The organism is Corynebacterium sp. SA-MJD20WY100, assembly GCF_039822565.1.
GTDB lineage: Bacteria > Actinomycetota > Actinomycetes > Mycobacteriales > Mycobacteriaceae > Corynebacterium > Corynebacterium phoceense_A.
Window position 1 is genome coordinate 15,555 of the sequence record NZ_JBCJKS010000019.1, and the last position, 20,423, is coordinate 35,977.

The window sequence follows — 20,423 nt, forward strand, 5'->3', positions numbered from 1 at the left end:
GCGCTGTTTCCGCGCGGGGAGTAAAAGTCTGTATTTAGTGGTGGTGGGCAGTGGCGACTGCGCGCGGGTCAGCGCCGGCGTCTTCCCAGGTTCCGCGCACCCACGTCTGGTCAGGGTGATCAGTGATATTCCATGCGCGAACTGCAGCAGGGCCAGCCATGACGTTGAGGTAGTACATGTTATGGCCCGGGGCTGCTGCACAGGGACCGTGCCAGCCATGCGGGACGAGCACGACGTCGCCGGCGTGAACTTCGCTCAAGATGTCGAGGGGGCGGTCGTCATGCGCTGAAGTCGTCTGGTGGAAGCCGAACCCAGGCGTGCCGTCAGGACCTGGCTGAATCTCGTAGTAGTAGATCTCTTCGAGCTCAGACTCGGTCTCCGTCGTCTCATCGTGCTTGTGCGCGGGGTAGCTCGACCAATTGCCTGATGGCGTGATGACCTCGCAGGCAATAAGGGAATCCATCTCATCAAAGGCGCCCACGGATCCGAAATTGCGCACAACGCGCGTCATGTTGCCTCCGCCGCGGACCTCGACGGGGATGTCCTCGGCTTTGAGTAGGGTGGTGGGATAGGACTTCTGCGCGACGGCACTGGTAAGTGCGAAACGGCCGCCCTCGGCGGAGTGGACCGTCAATGCGGTGTCACGTCCTACGTAGAGCACGTCAGTCGCGGCAGTGAAGACGTCTGGGCGTCCTCGCAGGCTATAGTCCTCACCATCTACAGTAACGGTGCATGCTCCGGTAAGCGGGACGACCATGGTCTCGCGATCCGTGGCGGGAACCTCGACCTTCTCGCCGCCTTTAAGTGCGGCGATGTGGAGCCCGGTGTACGTCCAGTCATTGCGCTGCTGAGGGTCGACGACGGTGTCGAAGCTGCCGGATGCTGATGCCCCTGCCGGAATGTAGAGGTTTGCATCGGTGTGGGCGGAGGAATCGGTGTGGTGGGTCATTGTGTCCTTTCCGTATACGTTTCGTAGTGTGCGGATTAGCGCAGAAGCGCTGCGGCGCGTGTGACGGCGTCGGTCACGGTGCCCTCGGAGGGATAGAGGAGGGCGCGGCCGACGATGAGACCGCGCACATTGGGTTCTGCGAGCGCCTGTTTCCACTGGGCCTCAAGCTCGCCGCCACCCGCGGTGCCAGGATCACCACCAAGAATGAGCGTAGGTAGCGTCGTCGAGGTCATGACCTTGTGCATATCAGGTGCGACAGGCAGCTTGAGCCAGGTGTAAGCGCTCGTGCGTCCCAAACCCTGCGCGATGTGCACAGACTTGATGACAGCATCCGTGGAGAGGTCATTTATTACCTTGCCGTCCACGCGGCTCGACATGAATGGCTCGATCATCGCGATGAGCCCCTCGTCCGCGAGCTCGTTGACGGCGTGAGCGCTAGCTTCGAGAGTGTAGGACGTACGGTCATCATCAAGATCGATGCGCGTGAGCATCTTGCCGCCGTCGAAGCGCGAGGACGCAATTGAAGACGCATCGTAGGCAGTGAAACGATCTTCGATTTCCCAGTGGCTGCCCGCCAATCCGCCGCGGTTCATCGAAGCGAAAACGATCTTGTTTTCGAGTGCGCCCATGAGCAACAGATCTTCGAGAACGTCCGGGGTACCAAGGACGCCGTCCACAGCATCCACAGCGAGTGCTTCGCGCAGACGGTCGAGCATGACGCGGCGATCTGCCATGGCAGTCGCGTTGGGGCCCGAGGCAAGAGCGCCGCGTGCGGGGTGATCTGCGGCGACGATGAGCATGCGGCCGTCGGTGTCGTGGACGGTGCGGCGAGCACGTTGTGCAGCGAGCTGCGCGATGAGCTCCGGGTTAGTGAGACGGGTCTCGGTAATTTCGTCGTAGGTCGAGCAAAAGCGCGTCGTGGAGATAGTCATGACGTGTGGGCTCCTTGCAGATTTAGCGGGAGTTGTGGGGTGAACGATTCTTGAGTTCGGCAAGCATTTCGTCCGGCGTGCGGCCATGGTTGGGGTCTCCTCCGTCAATGAGGAGGTCGATTTCCTCGTTGGTCGGCATTGCCGTCGAGCACTCAAGACGAGTGGAGGCAATCGCGCCTGCGGCGTTGCAGCGGGTAAGAATCTCCTCAAGCTCAAGGCCCTCGAGCAAGCCGTGACAAAGCGAACCGCCGAAGCTGTCGCCAGCACCGAGACCATTGATGACCGTGATGAGGTTGGGGGCGACCTCGACGCGCTGGTCACGAGTCTTACCCAGCACACCTTTGGGCCCCTGCTTGACGATGGCGACCTCGACGCCTAAGTCCAAGAGGGCATCGGCAGCGCGATCCGGTTCAGTCTCACCGACGGCGGTGAAGCACTCTTCCTTGTTGCCCACAGCGACGGTGCAGTGCTGCAGGGCCTGCTGGTATTGTTCGCGCGCTTCTTCCTGGGACTGCCAGAACATTGGTCGGTAGTCGAGGTCGAAGACGGTATGCTGCGAGCTTGCTCGTGACTTTGCGCGCTCGGCGAGCGCACGGTGATGGGCCGAGCGTGTCGGTTCGACGGAAAGGCCTGTGCCGGAAATCCAAAACAGTGGGACCTCTCGGATAGCCTTCAGGTCGAGATCTCGCTCCGTAATATTGAGGTCGGGCGCCGATGGCTCGCGATAGAAGTAGAGCGGGAAGTCATCAGGAGGGAATATCTCGCAGAAGGTAATCGGCGTTTTGTACTGAGGCACGGTGACGACAAAGTGGGAGTCCACACCGAGGCGCTCCATCTCCTGGCGTACGTAGCGGCCAAACGGGTCGTCTCCGACTCCGGTGAATACACCGGTGGAGTGGCCAAGCTTTGTTGCAGCGACCGCGACATTGGTGGGGCTGCCGCCCAAGAACTTGCCGAAGCTTGTGACATCCTCGAGTTTGGTGTCCATATCGAGCGGGTAGAGGTCAACACCAGAACGGCCAATGGTGAGGATTTCGTGGCGCGGTGCTTGGTCGGCCATGTGGGAGTTCGTCATAGTGTCGTGCATCCTTTCGTGATGGGGGCTAAGAGATTCCGGCTTTGTTTGCTGCTGCGAATAGGGTCTTCACGCCGAGAGTAAGGCCTTCAATCTGGCCGTATGCGGCGTCTTCGTGTTCGATATTGATATGGAGGTCTGGATTGATGGCTGCGAGTGCAGTGAGGAACCGTGCCCAATAATCCACATCGTGCGACTCGCCGAGGGCGACAAAGCGCCATGCCGCGTCCTCCGGCGGCACTGCGACGTAGCGGCCGATGGCGACCTCCGCCTTGTTCGGATCTCCTGGTGCCGGGCGGGTGAAGTCGACATCGAGAACACCGCGGTAGCGCGCGCCGGGTAAGACTTTGGTATCTTTGGCGTGGACTCTGATGATGTGGGTGCCCAGACGCTCAATGCACTCGAGGGGCTCCATTTGCTGCCAGAACAGGTGGGACGGGTCGAAATTCACTCCGATGTTCGTAGGTTGCACGCGCTCGACGAACTGTTCAAAGGTCACGGGATTAAACACGAGATTGCGTGGATGCAGCTCGAGCGCTATCCTGACGCCCGCCTCGCGGGCCAGCTCGTCGATCTCTGTCCAGAATTCGGTGGCGACCTCCCACTGGTACTCGAGGACCTCATGGTCGATTCCGTTCCATGCGTTGACGACCCATGCAGGGTAGCGCGCCGCTGGATCCGTACCAGGAACGCCGGACATGGCGACGATTTCTTTCACACCGAGTAACTTCGCCAGCTGGATTGTCTTGCGCAGATCTTCTGCATGCTTGATCCCTTCCTCTGGCAGCGGAGACAGCGGGTTGCCCGAGCACGTGAACCCAGAGAGCACCAGACCTGATTCTGCGATCGAGGCGAGGAAGTGCTCACGCTCGGCGGCCGACGCCAAGAGAGTATCGACGTGTACTTGTGGCGAGGGGATGAATCCGCCGGTGTTGAGCTCGATTCCGGTGAGCCCGACGCCGGAGACGATATCGAGCGCCTCTGTTAGGCCGCGGTCGGGCAAGCAGTTGGTGTAAGCACCGAAGGTGAAGGCCATGAGCGGTAGTCCTTTCGTTCTGTTTCGGAGAAGGTAGTTGATTAGTCGATGTCGATGCGTCGGCCGTCGTTGGCAGCGCTACGTGCAACCGCGTCGAGGATGCGCATCTCGCGGTAACCGTCAGCGAAAGTGGCGTTGGGTGGCAGCGTATTTTCGCCTGTGATTCCCGCGACCTGCTGGATAAATGCGTGCGCCTGGTACGTGAACTGTTCGATTTGGTTGAGCCCGACGCCAGGAAAAGCCATGGACGAGCCGTTACCGAAATATGGGAAGTTTGGGTTTGCCGGGATACGCCGCTGGCCCGTGCGACCGGCAGGACTCGTGGAGTCTGCCAGAAGGATCTCCCCAGTGCGCTCGAGGTCCCATGCAGTGGAACCCTCCGTGCCAAGGACATCGATGCGCATGGTGTTCGGCATGGCGAACGCGACGCGTGAGCAGGAGAATGTACCTGCCGCACCCGAGGCGAAGTGCGCGGTAAATGTTGCGACGTCGTCATTTTCAACGGGTTCAAGGTTGGACATGTCGCCCTTGATGCCGCGTCCGCCTGCGACGGCGGCGCCTTGGGCGGGACGCTCGGCGATGGTCTTGACGAGCACACCGCCGGAGACCGCTGTGATTGGCCCACCAATGAGCTCAGCGGTGTCGACCAAGTGGCTGCCTACATCGCCTAGCACGCCGGAGCCCATGGGGCCGCGGTAGCGCCAAGCCATGGGCACAGCCGGATCCGCCCCGTAGTCCGTCCAGTAACGGGCATCGATGTGGGAGATCTGGCCTAGCGTGCCGTCCTGTGCAAGTTCGGCGAGCATGGCCACCGAGGCATTGCGACGGAAGGTGAAGCCGGTGGCGAAAACTTGATTGGGGTAGCGCTTCTCGAGTTCCGCCATTGCGGCGGCGTTCTCCAGCGTGTCTGCGAGCGGTTTCTCGCAGAGAATGTGTTTGCCTGCCGCAGCGAGTCCCTCTGCCATCTCGCGGTGCAGTACGTTGCCGACAACGATAGAAACGACATCAATGGTGGGATCATCTGCGATGTCGCGCCAGTCATCGGTGGCTTTCTCGTAGCCGTAGCGACGCGCTGCATCCTCCGCAAACGGAAGGTGAGCGTCCGCGATGGTCGCGAGGCGGATCGCAGGGAAGTTGAGATCGTAGACCGTCGTTGCTTGGCGCCACGCGTTCGCGTGGGTCTTGCCGGCCATGCCAGCGCCAATGACGGCGACGGAGAGTGTTGAAGAGGTCATGGTGTGCCTTTCTGGTACGTGGTTGGTGGTCGGTAGATTGGCAGCTAGTTTTGCGAGATAGCTGTGGTCTCGTAGTGAGGCTTGATGCCTTCGTGCTCAAACTTGTGCTCGAGTTCCTCAAGTGAGTGTCCGGAAGTTTCTGGAACTTTCTTGATGTGATAGGTCAGCGCTAAGACGTTGATAACGGTGAACGCAGCGTAAGTGGCGACGGCGCCTATGCCCTCGATGAGCATGGGGAAGAACAAGGTGATGAGCATATTGGCGATCCACATTAAGAACACTGCGAATCCCATACCGGCACCACGGACCTTGTTAGGGAAGATTTCGGAGAGCAGAACCCACACGACGGGACCGGGGCCAGCCTGCATGGCGAGCATGAAGATGACGATGATGGCGATGACGAGGTAGGGAACGACCGGGTTCATGGAGTCTCCGACCAGTCCGTTGTCATCGAGATGCGGGTTAATACCGAAGAAGAAGACGACTGCCATTGCGGCGAGGGCAGCAGTCAGTACGAGCTGTCCCGTAATGAGTACCGTACGACGACCGAACTTGCGCAGTGCGATGAGACCGGCGACAGAGCCAATAACAGAGGCGAGACCGGTGAACACGTTGAGGACGATGGCGGCCTCAGACGTGAAGCCGGCGGCTTGGAGCACGCGTGGTGCGTAGTACATCATCGTGTTGACGCCGGTGAGCTGCTGGAGAATTGCGATGCTCACACCAAGAACGACGATAGAGCGCAGCCACGGGACCTTGATGGCTTTGGTAAGCGAGAGTTTTTCTTCGGTGCGTTCCTTGTGAAGCTGAGCCGCCATTTCTTCGATTTCGCCCGCAATATCATCGTTTTCGGTGCGAATGCGCTTGAGATGACCGATGGCGAGTACAACCTCTCCGCGGGCCATGTGCCACCGTGCCGAGTTCGGCATGACGCGGATACCGAACCAGAGCGCGACTGCAGGAATGGACGCAAGCACGAGCATCCAGCGCCACATGTGGCCGTTACCGTCCTGGACTGTAAGTCCGCCGATGCCAGCGAGCATGTCCCATGCGACGGTCTCGCCTGTGGCATACTGCCCGGTCGGATCGTTAGCGACCGTGGCCCGCGGGCCCCCTGTCGAGGAAGCCAGGATGGCATTCATCGCAAAGGCACAGAACTGGCCAGTGACGATCATAACTTGGTCAAGAGCCACGAGGGAGCCACGAATGTGCTTCGGCGCGGTTTCAGCGAGGTAGACCGGAACGGTTGTTGATGCACCGCCGACGGCGAGACCCAATACGACGCGGCCGACGTAGAGCAGTGGGAGGTTGGGCGCGAGTGCACACAGTAAGGTACCGACAAAAAATACGACCGCGAGTAGAAGGATGTTGCGGCGACGTCCGTACGCGTCAGACAAACGGCCACCGACGAAGGAACCGATGGCGCAGCCAAGCAGAAGCAGTGCTCCGACTAGGCCTTCTTCCCATGCGGTGAGATGAAGACCGCCAGCCTCGTTGGGCATATGCATGTATGGCAGGGCGCCGGAGATGACGCCGGTGTCGTAACCGAAAAGAAATCCGCCGATGGTAGTGATGGCGGCGAGAAGCCCAATTTTGACTTTGTTTCCTTTTGGATCAGTGGCTTCGACGAGCTCATGGATTTCTCGTCGTTTGAGAGTGGGACTAGGCGTCGTGGGGGCGCTCATAGTATCCCTCCTTGCAAAATTCGGTGGTCAGGGAGCGTCGCCGGATGGTGGGGCGGCGACGTGGAATGAACTTTGGATATGCAATTCGAGTGCTCACGCATTTCATGGCGGGGCGTGAAACCTGCGTGTTCAGTAAGAAGTCAAGTGACGAACTGGCAAGCAACAACTTTGATCTAACAAAGTTGCTCTGTTTGTTCGTGATTCGAGACGCTATCACGATGTGTGCAATGAGCGGAAGAGGGGGTAAAGCGATGTGAGCTGCGAATTTATTTAAATACGGATTTAGAAACGGCCTTTTTCGAGGTGAGGCATGTCTCAATATAAAAAATTAGTGACCTTAAATAAAACTCCGGCGGGGGCATTTGTTAGGACAAAGTGTTGACACTGTCGGATTGTGTACGACATACTCCGTTTATGGCCGTTGAAGCGATCGTTCACTTGTTAGGTGAAAGTAGATTCAGCTCACAGTCTCGTAGCCTTATGAGTCGTACTCTTGGGATGCGGAGACCGGTCACCGATAAATACACACCACCGACCACACCACTGATGTAAGGAGGAGACCGTGGCACACACCGTTCGGCTCACAGTGGCGCAAGCATTGGTGCGTTTCTTGTCTGTTCAGTACTCTGAGCGCGACGGACAACGCCAGCGCCTTATCCCGGGTGCCTTTGGAATCTTCGGACATGGAAACGTCGCAGGCGTTGGCCAGGCTTTGCTGCAAAACCAGCAAGCGCCAGCTGAGGGCGAGGAGCATCTCGACTACTTCATGTCCCGAAACGAGCAAAACATGGTCCATGCCGCGACGGCCTTCGCTCGTACGAAGAACCGTATGCAGACTCTCGCCTGCACGGCATCAATCGGCCCCGGTTCGACGAACATGGTAACGGGAGCGGCTCTCGCCACTATCGACCGTATTCCGGTGCTTGTCCTTCCTAGTGACATCTTTGCGACGCGCACTGTTGACCCGGTTTTGCAACAGCTCGAAGACGAGCGCGGTATGGATCTCTCTGTCAACGACGCGTTCCGTCCTGTTTCCCGCTTCTTCGATCGCATCAATCGACCGGAGCAGCTCATCCCGTCGGCGCTGCAAGCCATGCGCGTTCTTACTGATCCTGCCGAGACGGGTGCGGTGACGCTTTGCTTGCCACAGGATGTCCAGGCAGAGTCCTTCGAGTGGCCGCTAGAGTTCTTCCGCGAGCGCACGTGGCACGTCGCTCGTCCCGAGCCCGATCGAGCTGCACTCGAGCGCGCTGTCGCGGCCATTAAGAAAGCCAAAAAGCCGCTTATTGTCGCAGGCGGCGGCGTCATCTATGCGGAGGCGACGAAAGAACTTACTGCATTTGCCGAAGTTACCGGGATCCCCGTGTGTGACACCCAAGCAGGCAAGGGTGCTATTCACGGTGATCATGAACTTTCCGTAGGCGGTGTGGGCGCGACCGGAGCAGACCCGGCCAACACGCTGGCAGCCGAGGCCGATCTTATTATCGGTGTAGGCACGCGGTATACCGACTTCACGACGTCGAGCCATACCGCGTTCAAACACCCAGATGTCCGCTTCGTCAACCTCAATGTCAAGGCTTTCGACGCTGCCAAGCATTCCGCCGAAATGCTCGTCGCCGATGCCCGCAGTGGGCTTCAGTCTCTCACTACAGCGCTCGAGGGCTGGACAGCTCCCGCGGCGCTGCGGGAGCGTGTAGCTAGCCTCAATCAAGAGTGGGAAGAACTCATCGCGCCCTGTTTTGCCCCGCACGACCAGCCGCTGCCGGCACAAACCGAAATCTTCGGCGCGCTCAACGAGCTCATGGCAGACAATGACATCGTCATCAACGCCGCCGGCTCTATGCCGGGCGATCTTCAAGCGTTGTGGAAGGCACGTAGCCCTGAGCAGTACCACCTTGAATACGGCTACTCCTGCATGGGGTACGAGCTACCTGCCTCCATGGGAGTCAAAATGGCTGCTCCGGACAATGAGGTTGTCGCGATTATCGGTGATGGAACCTTCCAAATGGCACCGCAGGAGATTGCGACCATTGTCGCTGAGGACATCAAGGTCATCTTGGTCATCCTGCAGAACCACGGCTGGTCGTCCATTGGCTCGCTATCCGAATCTCACGGTTCCCAGCGCTTCGGTACCAAATACCGCACTCGCAATAAAGAAACTGGTCAACTTGACGGGGACAACGTTCCCTTCGACATTTCCGCCAACATCGCGTCCTACGGCATCGAGGTAGAGGAGGTCTCTTCGACGGAGGATTTCCAGGCGGCTTATGCACGCGCGACTGAAGCTACATCGGCGCGCGCTATTGTCGTCAACACCAATATCTACGGACCCAACCCGCCGGGTATCGGTTGGTGGGACGTTCCGGTCTCTGAAACGAGCGCACTGGACAGCACCCAAAAGGCCCGCCAAGACTACGAGGCCGGCCGTGCTGATCAACGCCACTACCTCTAAAAATCCCTAGACACAGCACCGACTGCGAGACACCGTTCGAAAGGAATTTCATGTACAACGTCACTCACTTCATCAACGGCCAAGAAACGGCAGCCAACGGTAACGACACCCAACCGATTTTTAATCCGGCGACCGGAGGCCAAATCGGTACGCTGCAGCTCGGAACCGCTTCCACCATCGACGAGGCTGTTGAAGCAGCCCAGGCCGCACAGAAGGTGTGGGCCGGCTACTCTTTGGGCAAGCGAGTCCAGATTCTTTATCGTTTCCGCGAGCTCATGCTCGAGCATGCCGATGAAATGTCGGAAATCATCTCCCGTGAGCACGGCAAGACTGCTGCCGATGCCCGCGGCGAAATTGCCCGCGGTCTTGAAACCGTCGAGTTTGCCACTTCTATTACCCAGGAGCTGAAGGGCGGTTTCTCAGCTAATGTTTCCACCGCCGTCGATGCGCACACCAACCGCCAGCCCTTGGGCGTTGTTGCTGGTATCACGCCGTTTAATTTCCCGGCGATGGTTCCGTTCTGGATGCACCCCATCGCGATTGCTACCGGTAATGCCTTCATCCTTAAGCCTTCTGAGCGTGACCCCTCTGCCTCCAACCTTGTTGCGCGTCTTTACAAGGAGGCAGGCCTTCCGGACGGTGTTTTCCAGGTAGTCCACGGTGGCAAGCCCGTCGTCGATGCCATTCTTGAGCATCGAGGCATTAAGGCCGTCTCCTTCGTTGGATCCACTCCGATTGCGAAGTACGTCCACGACACGGCATCAGCCAACGGCAAGCGCGTCCAAGCACTCGGCGGGGCGAATAACCACGCCGTGGTTATGCCCGATGCCAATCTGCGCAACGCGGCACAACAAATCGCGTCGGGTGCCTTTGGTTCCGCTGGTGAGCGCTGCATGGCCGTTCCGGTGGCAGTCACTGTTGGTACGATCCATGATGATTTCGTTGCTGCCATCAAGGAAGAGGCCGAAAAGCTTGTCGTGGGCCCAGCGTCGAACTCGGATACGGACATGGGCCCGGTCATCACTCCGGATGCTCGTCAGCGTGTCATCGACTGGACTACCGAGGCTGAGCAGTCTGGTGCAATGGTTGTCCTTGATGGTCGTGAGCTCGTTGTCGATGGACACGAGGAAGGCTACTTCGTTGGACCGACTATCCTCACCGATGTTCCGCGTGACGCTCGGGCGTACAAGGATGAGGTCTTTGGCCCGCTGCTCGTCGTTATGAACGTTGACAACTTTGACGATGCCGTCGAACTCGTCAATTCTTCGCCGTTTGGCAACGGTACCGCCATCTTCACCGGTTCCGGTCACTACGCCCGCCGCTATGAGGATGAAATTCAGGTCGGCATGATCGGCATCAACGTCCCGATTCCCACCCCGACCGGCTATTACTCCTTCGGTGGTTGGAAGGATTCTCTTTTTGGCGAGTACCACGCTCACGGACCGGAGGCTGTGAACTTTTATACCCGCCAGAAGGCCATCACGACTCGCTGGCCGCACCAGGACGAGCATGTTGAGGCGTCCATGAACTTCCCCACGAACGGTTAGTGCGACCGGCACTGTTCATACGAAGCGATAAGAAAGGTAAACTCAGATGACTACTGCTACGGCGTTGACCAACCAGGAACGAGCGGTCAACCCCCAGGTGCCGTATAACAAGCTCACGATCGGTGTGTGTCCTGACCAATGGGGTGTGTGGTTCCCCGAGGATCCTAAGCAGATTCCGTGGAAGACAGCGCTAGCGGAGATGGCACAAGCGGGGTTTTCAGTCATGGAGACCGGCCCGTGGGGCTATTTCCCGAAGGACCCGCGCGAACTTAAAGATGTCATGGATGAGCACGGTTTCCGAGTCGTTGCGGGCACCGGTTGGGGAGTGCTTCACAAGCGCGAGGAATGGGAAACGACGGAAAAGACCTTCCGCGCGATTGCCGAGACACACGCTGCCGTCGGCGCCGAGTATATGGTCCACCTTCCGCCGCTCTACCGTGACGACAAGACGTGGCAGTTCACTGATGATCGCACGCTTAATGCGCAGACGTGGGATCTTTACATCAATAATGCCAACCGGCTGGGCAAGCTGCTCAAGGAAGATTATGGCCTGACGATGGTCCTGCATCCACACGGAGACTCTCACATCGAAACCCCGGAAGAGATCGCGCGCATCTTTGAAGCAACTGACCCGGATTACGTGTCTTTCTGTCTCGATACCGGCCACATTGTCTACGGCGGAGGTGATCCGCTCCAACTTATTGACGAGTATCCGGAGCGCATCGGTTATGCGCACATTAAGAATTTTGATCCAGAGATTGTGAAGAAGGCCCACGAGCTTGATTGGCCATTCGGTAAAGCTGTTGCCGAGGGCGCGTCCGTCCGACCACCGGCTGGTGAACCGGACTCTAAGGAACTGATCCGCAAACTCGCCGCACTTGATCGTGAGCTCTATGTCATCTGCGAGCAGGATCTCTACCCGGCAGAGCCTGGTTTTCCGCTGCCTAACGCCATCAAGACGCGCGAGTACCTGGCGGAGTGCGGCCTCGGCCGCAAATAATTACCCCGAAACACACAGGAAAGGAGGAAGGCCAATGGTCAAGGTCTTGCTCGACCCGTCAATGTACCATCCGCACCTCACTGTGGCAGAAGAATGCCATAAAGCTGCGGAGCTAGGCTACAACTATATCGAGCTGTCTCCCCGTGCGGACTTCCACGAGTGGCATCACTACCCCAAGGTCGACCGCTACCAGATTGAGGAAGTGCGGCAGGCGATGCGCGACTCCGGCGTGAAGATTCATAGCTTCAATCCGGTGTTCAATTGGTCCAGCCCGAACGAGGAGGAGAGGCGCGCCCAGGTGCGTAACTTCCGTCGCGTGCTCGAGATTGCGGACGCGCTCGAGGTTCCGCTTATCGCGACGGAGTTCTCGGGCGACCCGAACCAGCCACAACGCAGCGAGAGTCAGTTCTACTTTTCTATAGAAGAACTCATTCCTCACTTCGAGAAGTACGGGCTGGAGTGCACGATCGAGGCTCATCCCTACGACTTCGTGGAGACGAACGATTGCGCAGTGCAGATCGTACGTGGTGTTGACCGGGACTGGCTCAACTATGAGTTCTGCTTTCCGCATGCTTTCCATCTCTCTGAAGGTGCCGGGGACATAACGCGCATGCTTGACTATGCGGGTCCACGACTCAAGCATTTGCACATCGCCGACGTGTACAACCACATGGCGAATGTTGGCAATCGCTACATCGTCAACCCACCGGGTGTGGACGCGCGTGTTCACCAGCACAACGAAATCGGCCGCGGTGACATCGACTGGGATGAGGCATTTGGCTACCTTCGCCACACCAACTACGACGGACCGGTTTCCGTGTGCGTATTCGGTTGGGAAGAAGACGCAGACGCCATCAACCGGCGGATGCGAGAGCGAATCCTCGAAGAACTGGGTGGTGATTAACTTAACGCAACTAGGAAGTCGTCACGCCGGATGGTGCGGCGGCTTCTTCGTGTCGTCTCGTCTCATGTTTCGCCATATTGTGCGGACAAGGGGCGATACGCAGTGTCTCTGCAAAAGTCGTCAGTGGCGGTTACGGTGGGATCCGTACTTAACAACGAAGAATTAAGGAGTACACCATGTCGGATCTTTCCAACAAGACCATTGCCATTATCGCGACGAACGATTTTGAGGATTCCGAGCTCACCTCGCCGGCGGACGCCGTGCGCGAGGCGGGAGCGACCGTGAAGATTCTTGCCCCGGAGAAGGGCCAGATTAGCGGCAAAAAGGGTACCTCCATCGACGTGGACGCCACGACGGCTGAGGCCCGTGGCGAGCAGTTTGATGGCATCGTGCTGCCCGGCGGCACCGGCAATGCGGATGCGCTGCGTCTCGATGAGGCAGCCGTGGAGATCGTGAAGAAGCACGTCGAGGCAGGCCGCCCGCTGGGCGTTATCTGCCACGGCGGCTGGATTCTCACCGACGCGGACGTGCTCAAGGGCCGTACGCTGACGTCGTTCCCGTCGCTCAAGACGGATCTGCGCAACGCGGGTGCGACCTGGGTCGACGAGGAAGTCCACGTCGATGAGGGCCTCGTGTCCTCCCGTACGCCGGACGACCTGCCCGCCTTCAACGCGAAGATCGTCGAAGAGTTTGCTGAGGGCAAGCACTAAGACGTTCTTACAGAAGTCCCCCGGTACGACGCCTGCATGAATTGGGCGTCGCGCCGGGGGATTGTTATGTCTGCGCGGTGGCGTTTAGTCCTCGCCGTAGAGGTCCTCGTCGAGGCGGCTGGTGCGGCGCGCGGGACGCTTGGAGGCTGCGGGTGAATCTGAGGGGGCATCGGCAGCCGGGGCCGCTTGAGCAGGGAACGTGGCGGTGCCGTCGCCTGCACGGCGATTCGGATCGGGGCGCACCGGAGCGTCCTCTTTCGCAGTAGACGTCTTCGCAGCCTGAGCTTCGGCTGCGGCCTGGGCCTTAGCGAGCTCGCGTTCGCGGGCCTCGCGGCGGGCACGCGCACGGGCGACGCGCTCAGCCTGCTCGCGCTCGAGAGCATCGCGCGCCGGGAGTCCCTGCTCGATGCGTTCTTGGGCGGCGCGCTCCGCGGCCTGTTCGCGGCGGCGCGCGTCGCGGTCGCGCTCGCCGGTGCGAACGCGACGGATGGAGGCGGTCTCCGATTGATTGCGGGCTTTGAGCTCCGCCACCGTGAGCGTGCCGGAGCGCTGGCGGGCGCGGGTGCTTGCGACGCGATTGCGGCGCTCAGCCTCCGCGGTGGCGCGGCGGGTGGCAGCCTCAGACTCGCGGGTTGACGAGGCGTTGCGACCAGCGAGCCACAGGCGCACGACGGCGATCAGAGCCCCAGCTAGGACAAGGATGAGCAGCGTGGGAAAGCGCTCAACGAAAGGATAGGCGCCAGTAAACAGCGTGGTGCGCGAGAACAACGAGGCAGTATCGCTGCTTCTATACGCAGTCAGCCAGCCGGTGAGCAACACCATGACCGCGAAGATCACGGGGATAGACAAGACCGTAATGAGCAAGCCGCGTGGGTTGACCACGAGGACGGCCGCGAGGACGCCGAGTGCGAAGCACGCTGTAAAGGCCCAGTTAAAGCCGCTCATGGCGACCGTAATAATGAGGCCGAGAAGGAGCCCACCGGCGAGAATCGCCGGTCCGGACCACACTGGCATGCCGGACCGCGGCGCGGATCCGGAGGGACGGCGGGTGGCGGTGGAGGCATTGGCATGTGACACGAACGGCAATTTTACCGTTTCTTCACTCAGGAAGAGGAATTGAGCGAGGTGAGTTTCGCATATCGAGACCGCGCTGTCACCCCACACGGGACGCGCAGGCCGTCGTCGGCTCATCCCACGCAGCGTGGGATGAACCGCGTATGCCGGCCAGTGCGGTGGCGGCGGGCTGACGACGGTGAGGTCGAGCTCGGCGTGCGCCTTGCCACATCCTGCCGCCGGGAACCACGGCTCGGTGCCTAGTTCTTGCACGGTGAAATCCGAGGGCACGTTCATATACTCGAAGAATTTTCTCAAAGAGAGGTGTCGTGAGCATACCGAGCATGTGCGTGTTGTGCGCGTGGAAGGAGAACGAGTGGATCGTGCCGGCGGGGGCGAGGCGGTAATAGATTGAGACCATCGCAAACCCCTGCGGCGTAAAGGCTCGCGCACAATTGGGCCGTGCCGTGCGGTCGTGGAGACGCCAGCCGCCGTTATGGATCCACACAATCACAGGCGGACGAGTGCTTCCGTCCTGAGCGGTGGACGGCAATTCAATGTCGAGGAAAAGCCCCGGAGAAAACTCGTAGGTGGAGGACATGGTGATATCCCGTCTTGTCGCGCCCGGTCCGGAATGCTGCGTCCACGACCGCTGGGGTGTGCCGCCGCGTAGGCCTAGAAAAGCGCGGTGGTATGAGAGCAGCACCCGATCCTGTAACGCGCCTCATCCTTTCGTGGGAGCGTGTCACGGGAGCAAGGCCTGTGCCGTCTGTCGGCGGAAAGATGCAGAACATCGGCGGGGACGGGGGTAAAAATCGTTCGCTTTACGAACTGCGGTGCAGATTATGAACGATGCGTTACAGTGCGTGCATGACCAATTCGACATCGCACCGAGGAGAGGGCGCTTCCGGTTCGGCCCACCGTGCTGTGGGCGACGAGGTTGCTGATCCCAGCAGAACACGGTGGCAGCGCGCGGCTATTTACCTAGGCGGATTTGTGGGTCCCTTTGTGGGCCAGTCTATTTCCGTCGTCTTGCCGGAGTTTTCGCGTTCGTTTGGGATTTCAATCTTCCTCGCCGCGCTGACCATTACGGCGTACACCTTTCCGTTTGCGGCTGCGATGTTGTTCTCTGGCCGACTGGTGCGCGGGTTTTCACCGTCCAAGGTTGTGCTCGTCGCATTCGCTGTTATTTGTGCAGGCGCCGTAGGTCTGATGCTGGCGCCTACATGGTGGATATTCCTCACCATCTTCGTCATCATGGCGATTGCCAATGCCTTCACGACTCCAGTTCTGCAAGGCATTGTGAAACGGATTACTCCTGACCATGAGCTGGGCACCGCGTTGGGGACGTTTACCGCGATGCAATCGTTGGGCGTGTTCTCGGCTCCGCTGCTGGCCGGTGCCGCCGCGCTCATCTCCTGGCGGCTGACCTATCTGGTCGTTATCGCCTCCGTGGTCTTCATCTTCGTGGTGCGGGTGCCCATGCTCACGCCCGCGCCGCGCCGGGCGGCCGGTGACAACGAGCGGGTGCGATGGGGATATATGTCCGTCCACATGCTCACCTTCCTGATTCTGGGCGCCGGTGTGGTGGGCATGCCGTTTGCCGTGTCCTTGCTCGCTGCGGAGCGCTTTGATCTCGGCTCGGCCGGCCGCGGCGCCGTCGTGATGTGCGGCGGTTTGGCAGCGTTTATTTTTTCCCGCTTCATTGGTCGCGCGGTCGACGCCCTGGGCGTGCCCCGGTCACTCGCGCTGGGACTGGGGAGCGTCATCGCGGGATTGTTGTGCGTGCCATTGTCCCCGCACCCGATCGTCATTGCGGTTGCCTGGGCGCTGGCGCTCGTGGGCATGCAAGCGGTTCAGATCATCATCAATATGCTCGTGCTGCGCTCGCCCGGTGGCACGGAACTCCTGTCGACCGTGTTGGCCTTCCGTTTCTTCGGCGCGGCGCTGGCTCCTGTTGTCATGATGCCCGTGTTTACCGCCAGCCATTATGCTGCCTTCTGGATTCCTGCCGCAGGCGCGGTTATTGCCTTAGGTCTGCAGCTCGCAGTCGCGCGTCGTGCTGCCGCGCGGCACGCATCCTAAAAGCCGTCTTCCTCCGGTAGAGGCTCCTGCGCGTAGCGCGGCCACGTATCGACGCGCTCGAGTTCGGTGGGGAGCCGGTCTGTGCGTGCCGGGATGTCCATCTCGCTAAGCTTGCGGGCGGTGACCATGACGCGGGAGTCGACGGAGCCGAGCGTCGCGTTGAAGGCGTCGATGGCGCGCTCGAGGCCGCGGCCCACCTTATTGAAGTGCTCGCCCATGGTGTTAAGGCGCGAGTAGAGTTCGCGGCCCAGGCGCTGCACCTCGCGCGCTTTGTCCGAGATGTCTTCCTGCCGCCAGCCCAGCGCGACGGTGCGCAGCAGGGCGAAGAGCGTGGTGGGTGTCGCGATGACGATATTGCGCTCGAAGGCGAACTCGAGGAGGTCCGGGTCGACGCTCAGCGCGGCGTCGAGGAAAGGATCGGCGGGGACGAAGAGCACCACGAACTCGGGCGTGGGCTGGAAGGCCTCGATGTACTCCCGGCCGGACAGCGCCGCGACGTGGCTGCGCATGAGATGGGCGTGGCGGCGCAGGAAAGCGGCGTGCTCTTCGGGGTCTGTGGCCTCGAGTGCGTCAAGATACGAGCTGAAAGGAACCTTGGCATCGAGGACGATCTGACGCCCGCCGGCCAAGCGAATGACGAGATCGGGACGCACGCGCTGGCCGTCGAGGGTGGCGGTGACCTGCGAGTCGAAGTCGACGTGCTTGACCATGCCGCCGAGCTCGACGACGCGCTCGAGTTGGATCTCGCCCCACCGGCCGCGAACGTTGGGGGAGCGCAGCGCTGTGACGAGTTTGTCTGTGCGGTCATTGAGCCGCGCTGAGGTACGCGTGATGGCCTGTACCTGGCTGGTAAGCGACGCGAATTCGGCGGCGCGACCAGCCTCGAGCTCCTGGAGTTGGAGGCCCAGGCGATCCATGGCCTTCTCAAGCGGGACGACGTGGCGGTCGAGCGAATCTGCGAGGCCCTCGCGCACTCCGGCGGTGAGCTCGCGGGTGGCATCGGCAGGCAAAGCAGGCGCGGGGGACTGGCCCACGCGGTAGGCGTGTGCAAGCCAGCCCAGCACGGCACCAAGAACTAGGCCAAGAATCAAATACAGGATGGAGCTCATGGAGCCCCACCCTGCCAGACGGTGTCGACATGGTCGTTTAGGAACGCCGGAACTTATCGAAAATTTTATCGAGAATGTCGCGGGCCTTGTCGAGCTGCGGACGAATGCGCGGGCGCTCGGCCGGGTGTGGCGCGGCGTCGACGTCCATGGTGGTGGGGTCGGTGCCATCAGCTGCAGCGTCGCGACCTGCGGCCTCGTTAGCGAACTCGTTGTCGCGCAGGGCGACGCGTTTCAAGCGGCCCTCGTCCTCGGTGTAGCGACCGATGAGCTCGCCGGCGACGGTCTCGAAGCGGATGTCTTCGGCCTGGATCTCGCCCGACTGCAGCTTGAGGATCTCAAGGACGTAGCGCCAGCACACCGCGAACACGGCGACGACGGGCACGGCGAGGAAGGCGCCCACGAGACCAAAGAGTGCGGAGCCGACGGTGACGGAGATGAGCACGACGACGGGGTGGAGGTTCATGGCGCGGGCCTGGAGCCAGGGGCTCAACACATTGCCCTCGAGCTGCTGGACGACGAGGACGATGATGAGCACAATGACGGCTTTGGTAAGCCCCAGGGAGACGAGCGTGATGGTCACGGACAGCGCGCCGGCGACGATGGCGCCGACGAAGGGGATGAAGCCGGCGCAGAACGTGATAATCGCCAGAGCCATGGCGAGCGGCACGTTGAGGATGATTAGTCCTAGACCGATGAAGACGGCGTCGATGGCGGAGACGAGCGCTTGTGCGCGGACGAAGCCGCCCAGCGTATTCCACGCGCGGGTGAGCAGCTCGGTGAGGTGCCAGCCCGCGCGGCGGCCGGTGGCCTCGCGCAGCCAGCCCAAGAATTTGTGGCCGTCCTTGAGGAAGAAGAAAGTAAGGACGAGGACGACGAGGAGAGTGACCACGATGGAGGTCACGGTGCCGATGCCAGAGAAGACGCTGCCTGCGATGGAACCCGCGCGGGATTGAATCCATGTGGCGGCCTCATCGATATAGCGGCTCAGCTCGTCGCTATCGAGCTCGAGCGGCGGACCCTGGACCCACAGCTGCAAGCGCTGGATACCCTCGACCGTCTGTAAGTACAGCGTCTGGGATTGCCGCGCGAAGTTCGGCGCGACAAATGCGATGATGCCGCCCACAATTCCAAAGAACAGCAGGATGGAGGCGAACGCGGCGAGCCCGCTGGGCAGCCCGGCCTTGCGCATCCCGCCCGACAGCGGCGCGAGCACCGTACAAATAATGAGCGCCAGCAGAACCGGTAGGACGCCCTGCCAGAAGTTGCCCAGCATGCGCGCGGCGGCATAGATAAATGCGCCGATGATAAACAGGCGCAGCGCCCACATCGAGACGTCGCGCACCATCTCGGCGACAACGACGGAACGATCGACCTGGTCTCCCGGCGGGTGCGGGGAGACGTCGCGCAAGCGGGCGGCATCGGCAGCCTTGCTCGGCTTGGCGGAAAGCCCCAGGGCCTCGGGGCGGGCGCTGGGGTCTGTCGGGGATGCGTCGTGCTTGTCAGAACTCACCCCACCATCTTGCCTTAAATTTTTCCTGGTGCGTTAGGATTGGCCCCGTGAGTCTTACACTTGGAATCGTCGGCCTGCCCAACGTGGGCAAGTCCACGCTATTTAACGCCCTGACCCGTTCCGATATCCTGGCCGCGAATTACCCGTTCGCCACCATCGAGCCCAACGTCGGCCTCGTGGAGCTACCAGATAAGCGCCTCGACCGCTTGGCTGAGATGTTCAACTCGGAGCGCATTTTGCCCGCGACCGTGTCCTTCGTGGACATCGCTGGCATCGTCGAGGGTGCTTCCAAGGGCGAGGGCATGGGCAACGCCTTCCTTGCCAATATCCGCGAAGCCGACGCCATCTGTCAGGTCGTCCGCGCGTTTTCCGATGACAATGTCATCCACGTCGACGGAAAGGTCGACCCGGCGCACGATATCTCGGTCATCAACACCGAGCTCATCCTCGCTGACCTGCAGACCATCGAGAAGGCCCTGCCGCGCCTGGAGAAGGAAGCCCGCAAGGATAAGGACAAGGCCGTCGAAGTCGAGGAGACCAAGAAGGCTCAGGCCGTCCTCGAGGACGACCGCACCCTCTTCGCCGCCGCGAAGAACGGCGAGCTCGATCTCGCGCCGCTGCGCGACCTCCATCTCATGACGGCTAAGCCCTTCCTGTACGTCTTCAACTCGGATGAGGCCGTGCTTACTGATGCCGCCAAGCGCGCCGAGCTCGCAGAGCTCGTCGCCCCGGCGGAGTGCGTCTTCCTCGACGCCCAGACCGAGACCGAGCTGCTCGAACTGCCCGAGGATGAGGCCATGGAGCTCCTCGAGTCCGTGGGCCAGACCGAGCCGGGCCTGGCCACGCTCGCCAAGGCTGGTTTTGAGACGCTTGGCCTGCAGACGTACCTCACCGCCGGTGAGAAGGAAGCGCGCGCCTGGACGATTAAGAAAGGCTCCGCCGCCCCGCAGGCCGCTGGCGTTATCCACACCGACTTCGAGAAAAAGTTCATCAAGGCGGAAATCGTTTCCTTCGACGACCTCGACGAGGCTGGCTCCATGGCCGAGGCCCGCGCTCACGGCAAGGTCCGCCAGGAAGGCAAGGACTACATCATGCAGGACGGCGACGTCTGCGACTTCAAGATCGGCGGCTAGACTCACCC

At 60.6% G+C, this 20,423-nt stretch carries 16 protein-coding genes; 7 read left to right on the forward strand and 9 right to left on the reverse strand.

Features of this window, described 5'->3' with window-relative positions; genetic code table 11:
* Nucleotides 1-34: 34 nt before the first annotated feature.
* Genes iolB through ABJ196_RS10220 form a run of 6 tightly spaced genes read right to left on the reverse strand, consistent with a single transcriptional unit; the run spans nucleotide 35 to nucleotide 6,912 of the window.
* Nucleotides 35-949: a 5-deoxy-glucuronate isomerase gene (gene iolB / locus ABJ196_RS10195; RefSeq protein WP_347306795.1), complete on the reverse strand. Its 915-nt coding sequence runs from the start codon at nucleotides 947-949 to the stop codon at nucleotides 35-37.
* Nucleotides 950-984: 35 nt separating this feature from the next.
* A complete protein-coding gene (locus ABJ196_RS10200; protein ID WP_347306797.1) occupies nucleotides 985-1,881 on the reverse strand; it encodes an aldolase in 897 nt (298 codons plus the stop codon).
* Between the two features lie 22 nt (nucleotides 1,882-1,903).
* The gene (gene iolC, locus ABJ196_RS10205) at nucleotides 1,904-2,956 is read right to left on the reverse strand and encodes a 5-dehydro-2-deoxygluconokinase (RefSeq protein ID WP_347306799.1); all 1,053 of its coding nucleotides are present in this window, start codon (nucleotides 2,954-2,956) and stop codon (nucleotides 1,904-1,906) included.
* Between the two features lie 28 nt (nucleotides 2,957-2,984).
* Nucleotides 2,985-3,992, reverse strand: coding sequence for a sugar phosphate isomerase/epimerase (locus ABJ196_RS10210; RefSeq protein ID WP_347306801.1), 1,008 nt, complete (start codon nucleotides 3,990-3,992; stop codon nucleotides 2,985-2,987).
* 41 nt (nucleotides 3,993-4,033) lie between these two features.
* Complete coding sequence (locus ABJ196_RS10215; protein WP_347306803.1) at nucleotides 4,034-5,227, reverse strand: Gfo/Idh/MocA family oxidoreductase; 1,194 nt, start codon at nucleotides 5,225-5,227, stop codon at nucleotides 4,034-4,036.
* A 44-nt stretch (nucleotides 5,228-5,271) separates the two neighbouring features.
* Nucleotides 5,272-6,912: an MFS transporter gene (locus ABJ196_RS10220; protein ID WP_347306805.1), complete on the reverse strand. Its 1,641-nt coding sequence runs from the start codon at nucleotides 6,910-6,912 to the stop codon at nucleotides 5,272-5,274.
* 562 nt (nucleotides 6,913-7,474) lie between these two features.
* Here ABJ196_RS10220 and iolD point away from each other — a divergent pair.
* From iolD to ABJ196_RS10245, 5 genes are all read left to right on the forward strand, one after another.
* Nucleotides 7,475-9,364 (forward strand): 3D-(3,5/4)-trihydroxycyclohexane-1,2-dione acylhydrolase (decyclizing), encoded by a 1,890-nt coding sequence (iolD, locus tag ABJ196_RS10225; protein ID WP_347306807.1) that lies wholly within the window; start codon nucleotides 7,475-7,477, stop codon nucleotides 9,362-9,364.
* A gap of 50 nt (nucleotides 9,365-9,414) precedes the next feature.
* The gene (locus ABJ196_RS10230; RefSeq protein ID WP_347306809.1) at nucleotides 9,415-10,911 is read left to right on the forward strand and encodes a CoA-acylating methylmalonate-semialdehyde dehydrogenase; all 1,497 of its coding nucleotides are present in this window, start codon (nucleotides 9,415-9,417) and stop codon (nucleotides 10,909-10,911) included.
* A 46-nt stretch (nucleotides 10,912-10,957) separates the two neighbouring features.
* A complete protein-coding gene (locus tag ABJ196_RS10235) occupies nucleotides 10,958-11,911 on the forward strand; it encodes a sugar phosphate isomerase/epimerase (protein ID WP_347306811.1) in 954 nt (317 codons plus the stop codon).
* A gap of 34 nt (nucleotides 11,912-11,945) precedes the next feature.
* Complete coding sequence (locus ABJ196_RS10240) at nucleotides 11,946-12,815, forward strand: sugar phosphate isomerase/epimerase family protein (protein WP_347306813.1); 870 nt, start codon at nucleotides 11,946-11,948, stop codon at nucleotides 12,813-12,815.
* Nucleotides 12,816-12,991: 176 nt separating this feature from the next.
* Entirely contained in the window at nucleotides 12,992-13,525 is a 534-nt protein-coding gene (locus ABJ196_RS10245; RefSeq protein WP_347306815.1) for a type 1 glutamine amidotransferase domain-containing protein, read from the forward strand.
* Between the two features lie 84 nt (nucleotides 13,526-13,609).
* Here ABJ196_RS10245 and ABJ196_RS10250 read toward each other — a convergent pair whose 3' ends face one another.
* The gene (locus ABJ196_RS10250; protein WP_347306817.1) at nucleotides 13,610-14,602 is read right to left on the reverse strand and encodes a DUF6542 domain-containing protein; all 993 of its coding nucleotides are present in this window, start codon (nucleotides 14,600-14,602) and stop codon (nucleotides 13,610-13,612) included.
* 846 nt (nucleotides 14,603-15,448) lie between these two features.
* On the opposite strand from ABJ196_RS10250, the gene ABJ196_RS10255 reads away from it, so the two are divergent.
* Nucleotides 15,449-16,663, forward strand: coding sequence for an MFS transporter (locus tag ABJ196_RS10255; protein ID WP_347306819.1), 1,215 nt, complete (start codon nucleotides 15,449-15,451; stop codon nucleotides 16,661-16,663).
* On the opposite strand, the gene ABJ196_RS10260 is transcribed toward ABJ196_RS10255, so the two are convergent.
* Both ABJ196_RS10260 and ABJ196_RS10265 read right to left on the reverse strand, forming a co-directional pair.
* Nucleotides 16,660-17,772, reverse strand: coding sequence for a DNA recombination protein RmuC (locus ABJ196_RS10260; protein ID WP_347306821.1), 1,113 nt, complete (start codon nucleotides 17,770-17,772; stop codon nucleotides 16,660-16,662). The genes ABJ196_RS10255 and ABJ196_RS10260 overlap by 4 nt on opposite strands.
* Before the next feature lie 37 nt (nucleotides 17,773-17,809).
* Nucleotides 17,810-19,225 carry an AI-2E family transporter gene (locus ABJ196_RS10265; RefSeq protein WP_347306845.1) on the reverse strand — a complete coding sequence of 472 codons (1,416 nt, stop codon included), beginning with the start codon at nucleotides 19,223-19,225 and terminating at the stop codon, nucleotides 17,810-17,812.
* A gap of 104 nt (nucleotides 19,226-19,329) precedes the next feature.
* Here ABJ196_RS10265 and ychF point away from each other — a divergent pair, with 104 nt between their 5' ends.
* Nucleotides 19,330-20,415, forward strand: coding sequence for a redox-regulated ATPase YchF (gene ychF / locus ABJ196_RS10270; protein WP_347306823.1), 1,086 nt, complete (start codon nucleotides 19,330-19,332; stop codon nucleotides 20,413-20,415).
* Nucleotides 20,416-20,423 lie beyond the last annotated feature (8 nt).

Bases quoted from the DNA above. Each gene is read 5' to 3' on its own strand.
- ABJ196_RS10245 (WP_347306815.1), top strand. From the start codon at position 12,992: ATGTCGGATCTTTCCAACAAGACCATTGCCATTATCGCGACGAACGAT.
- ABJ196_RS10260 (WP_347306821.1), bottom strand. From the start codon at position 17,772: ATGAGCTCCATCCTGTATTTGATTCTTGGCCTAGTTCTTGGTGCCGTG.
- iolC (WP_347306799.1), bottom strand. From the start codon at position 2,956: ATGACGAACTCCCACATGGCCGACCAAGCACCGCGCCACGAAATCCTC.
- iolB (WP_347306795.1), bottom strand. From the start codon at position 949: ATGACCCACCACACCGATTCCTCCGCCCACACCGATGCAAACCTCTAC.
- ABJ196_RS10230 (WP_347306809.1), top strand. From the start codon at position 9,415: ATGTACAACGTCACTCACTTCATCAACGGCCAAGAAACGGCAGCCAAC.
- ABJ196_RS10235 (WP_347306811.1), top strand. From the start codon at position 10,958: ATGACTACTGCTACGGCGTTGACCAACCAGGAACGAGCGGTCAACCCC.
- ABJ196_RS10215 (WP_347306803.1), bottom strand. From the start codon at position 5,227: ATGACCTCTTCAACACTCTCCGTCGCCGTCATTGGCGCTGGCATGGCC.
- ABJ196_RS10240 (WP_347306813.1), top strand. From the start codon at position 11,946: ATGGTCAAGGTCTTGCTCGACCCGTCAATGTACCATCCGCACCTCACT.
- ABJ196_RS10210 (WP_347306801.1), bottom strand. From the start codon at position 3,992: ATGGCCTTCACCTTCGGTGCTTACACCAACTGCTTGCCCGACCGCGGC.
- ABJ196_RS10255 (WP_347306819.1), top strand. From the start codon at position 15,449: ATGACCAATTCGACATCGCACCGAGGAGAGGGCGCTTCCGGTTCGGCC.
- ABJ196_RS10220 (WP_347306805.1), bottom strand. From the start codon at position 6,912: ATGAGCGCCCCCACGACGCCTAGTCCCACTCTCAAACGACGAGAAATC.
- ABJ196_RS10200 (WP_347306797.1), bottom strand. From the start codon at position 1,881: ATGACTATCTCCACGACGCGCTTTTGCTCGACCTACGACGAAATTACC.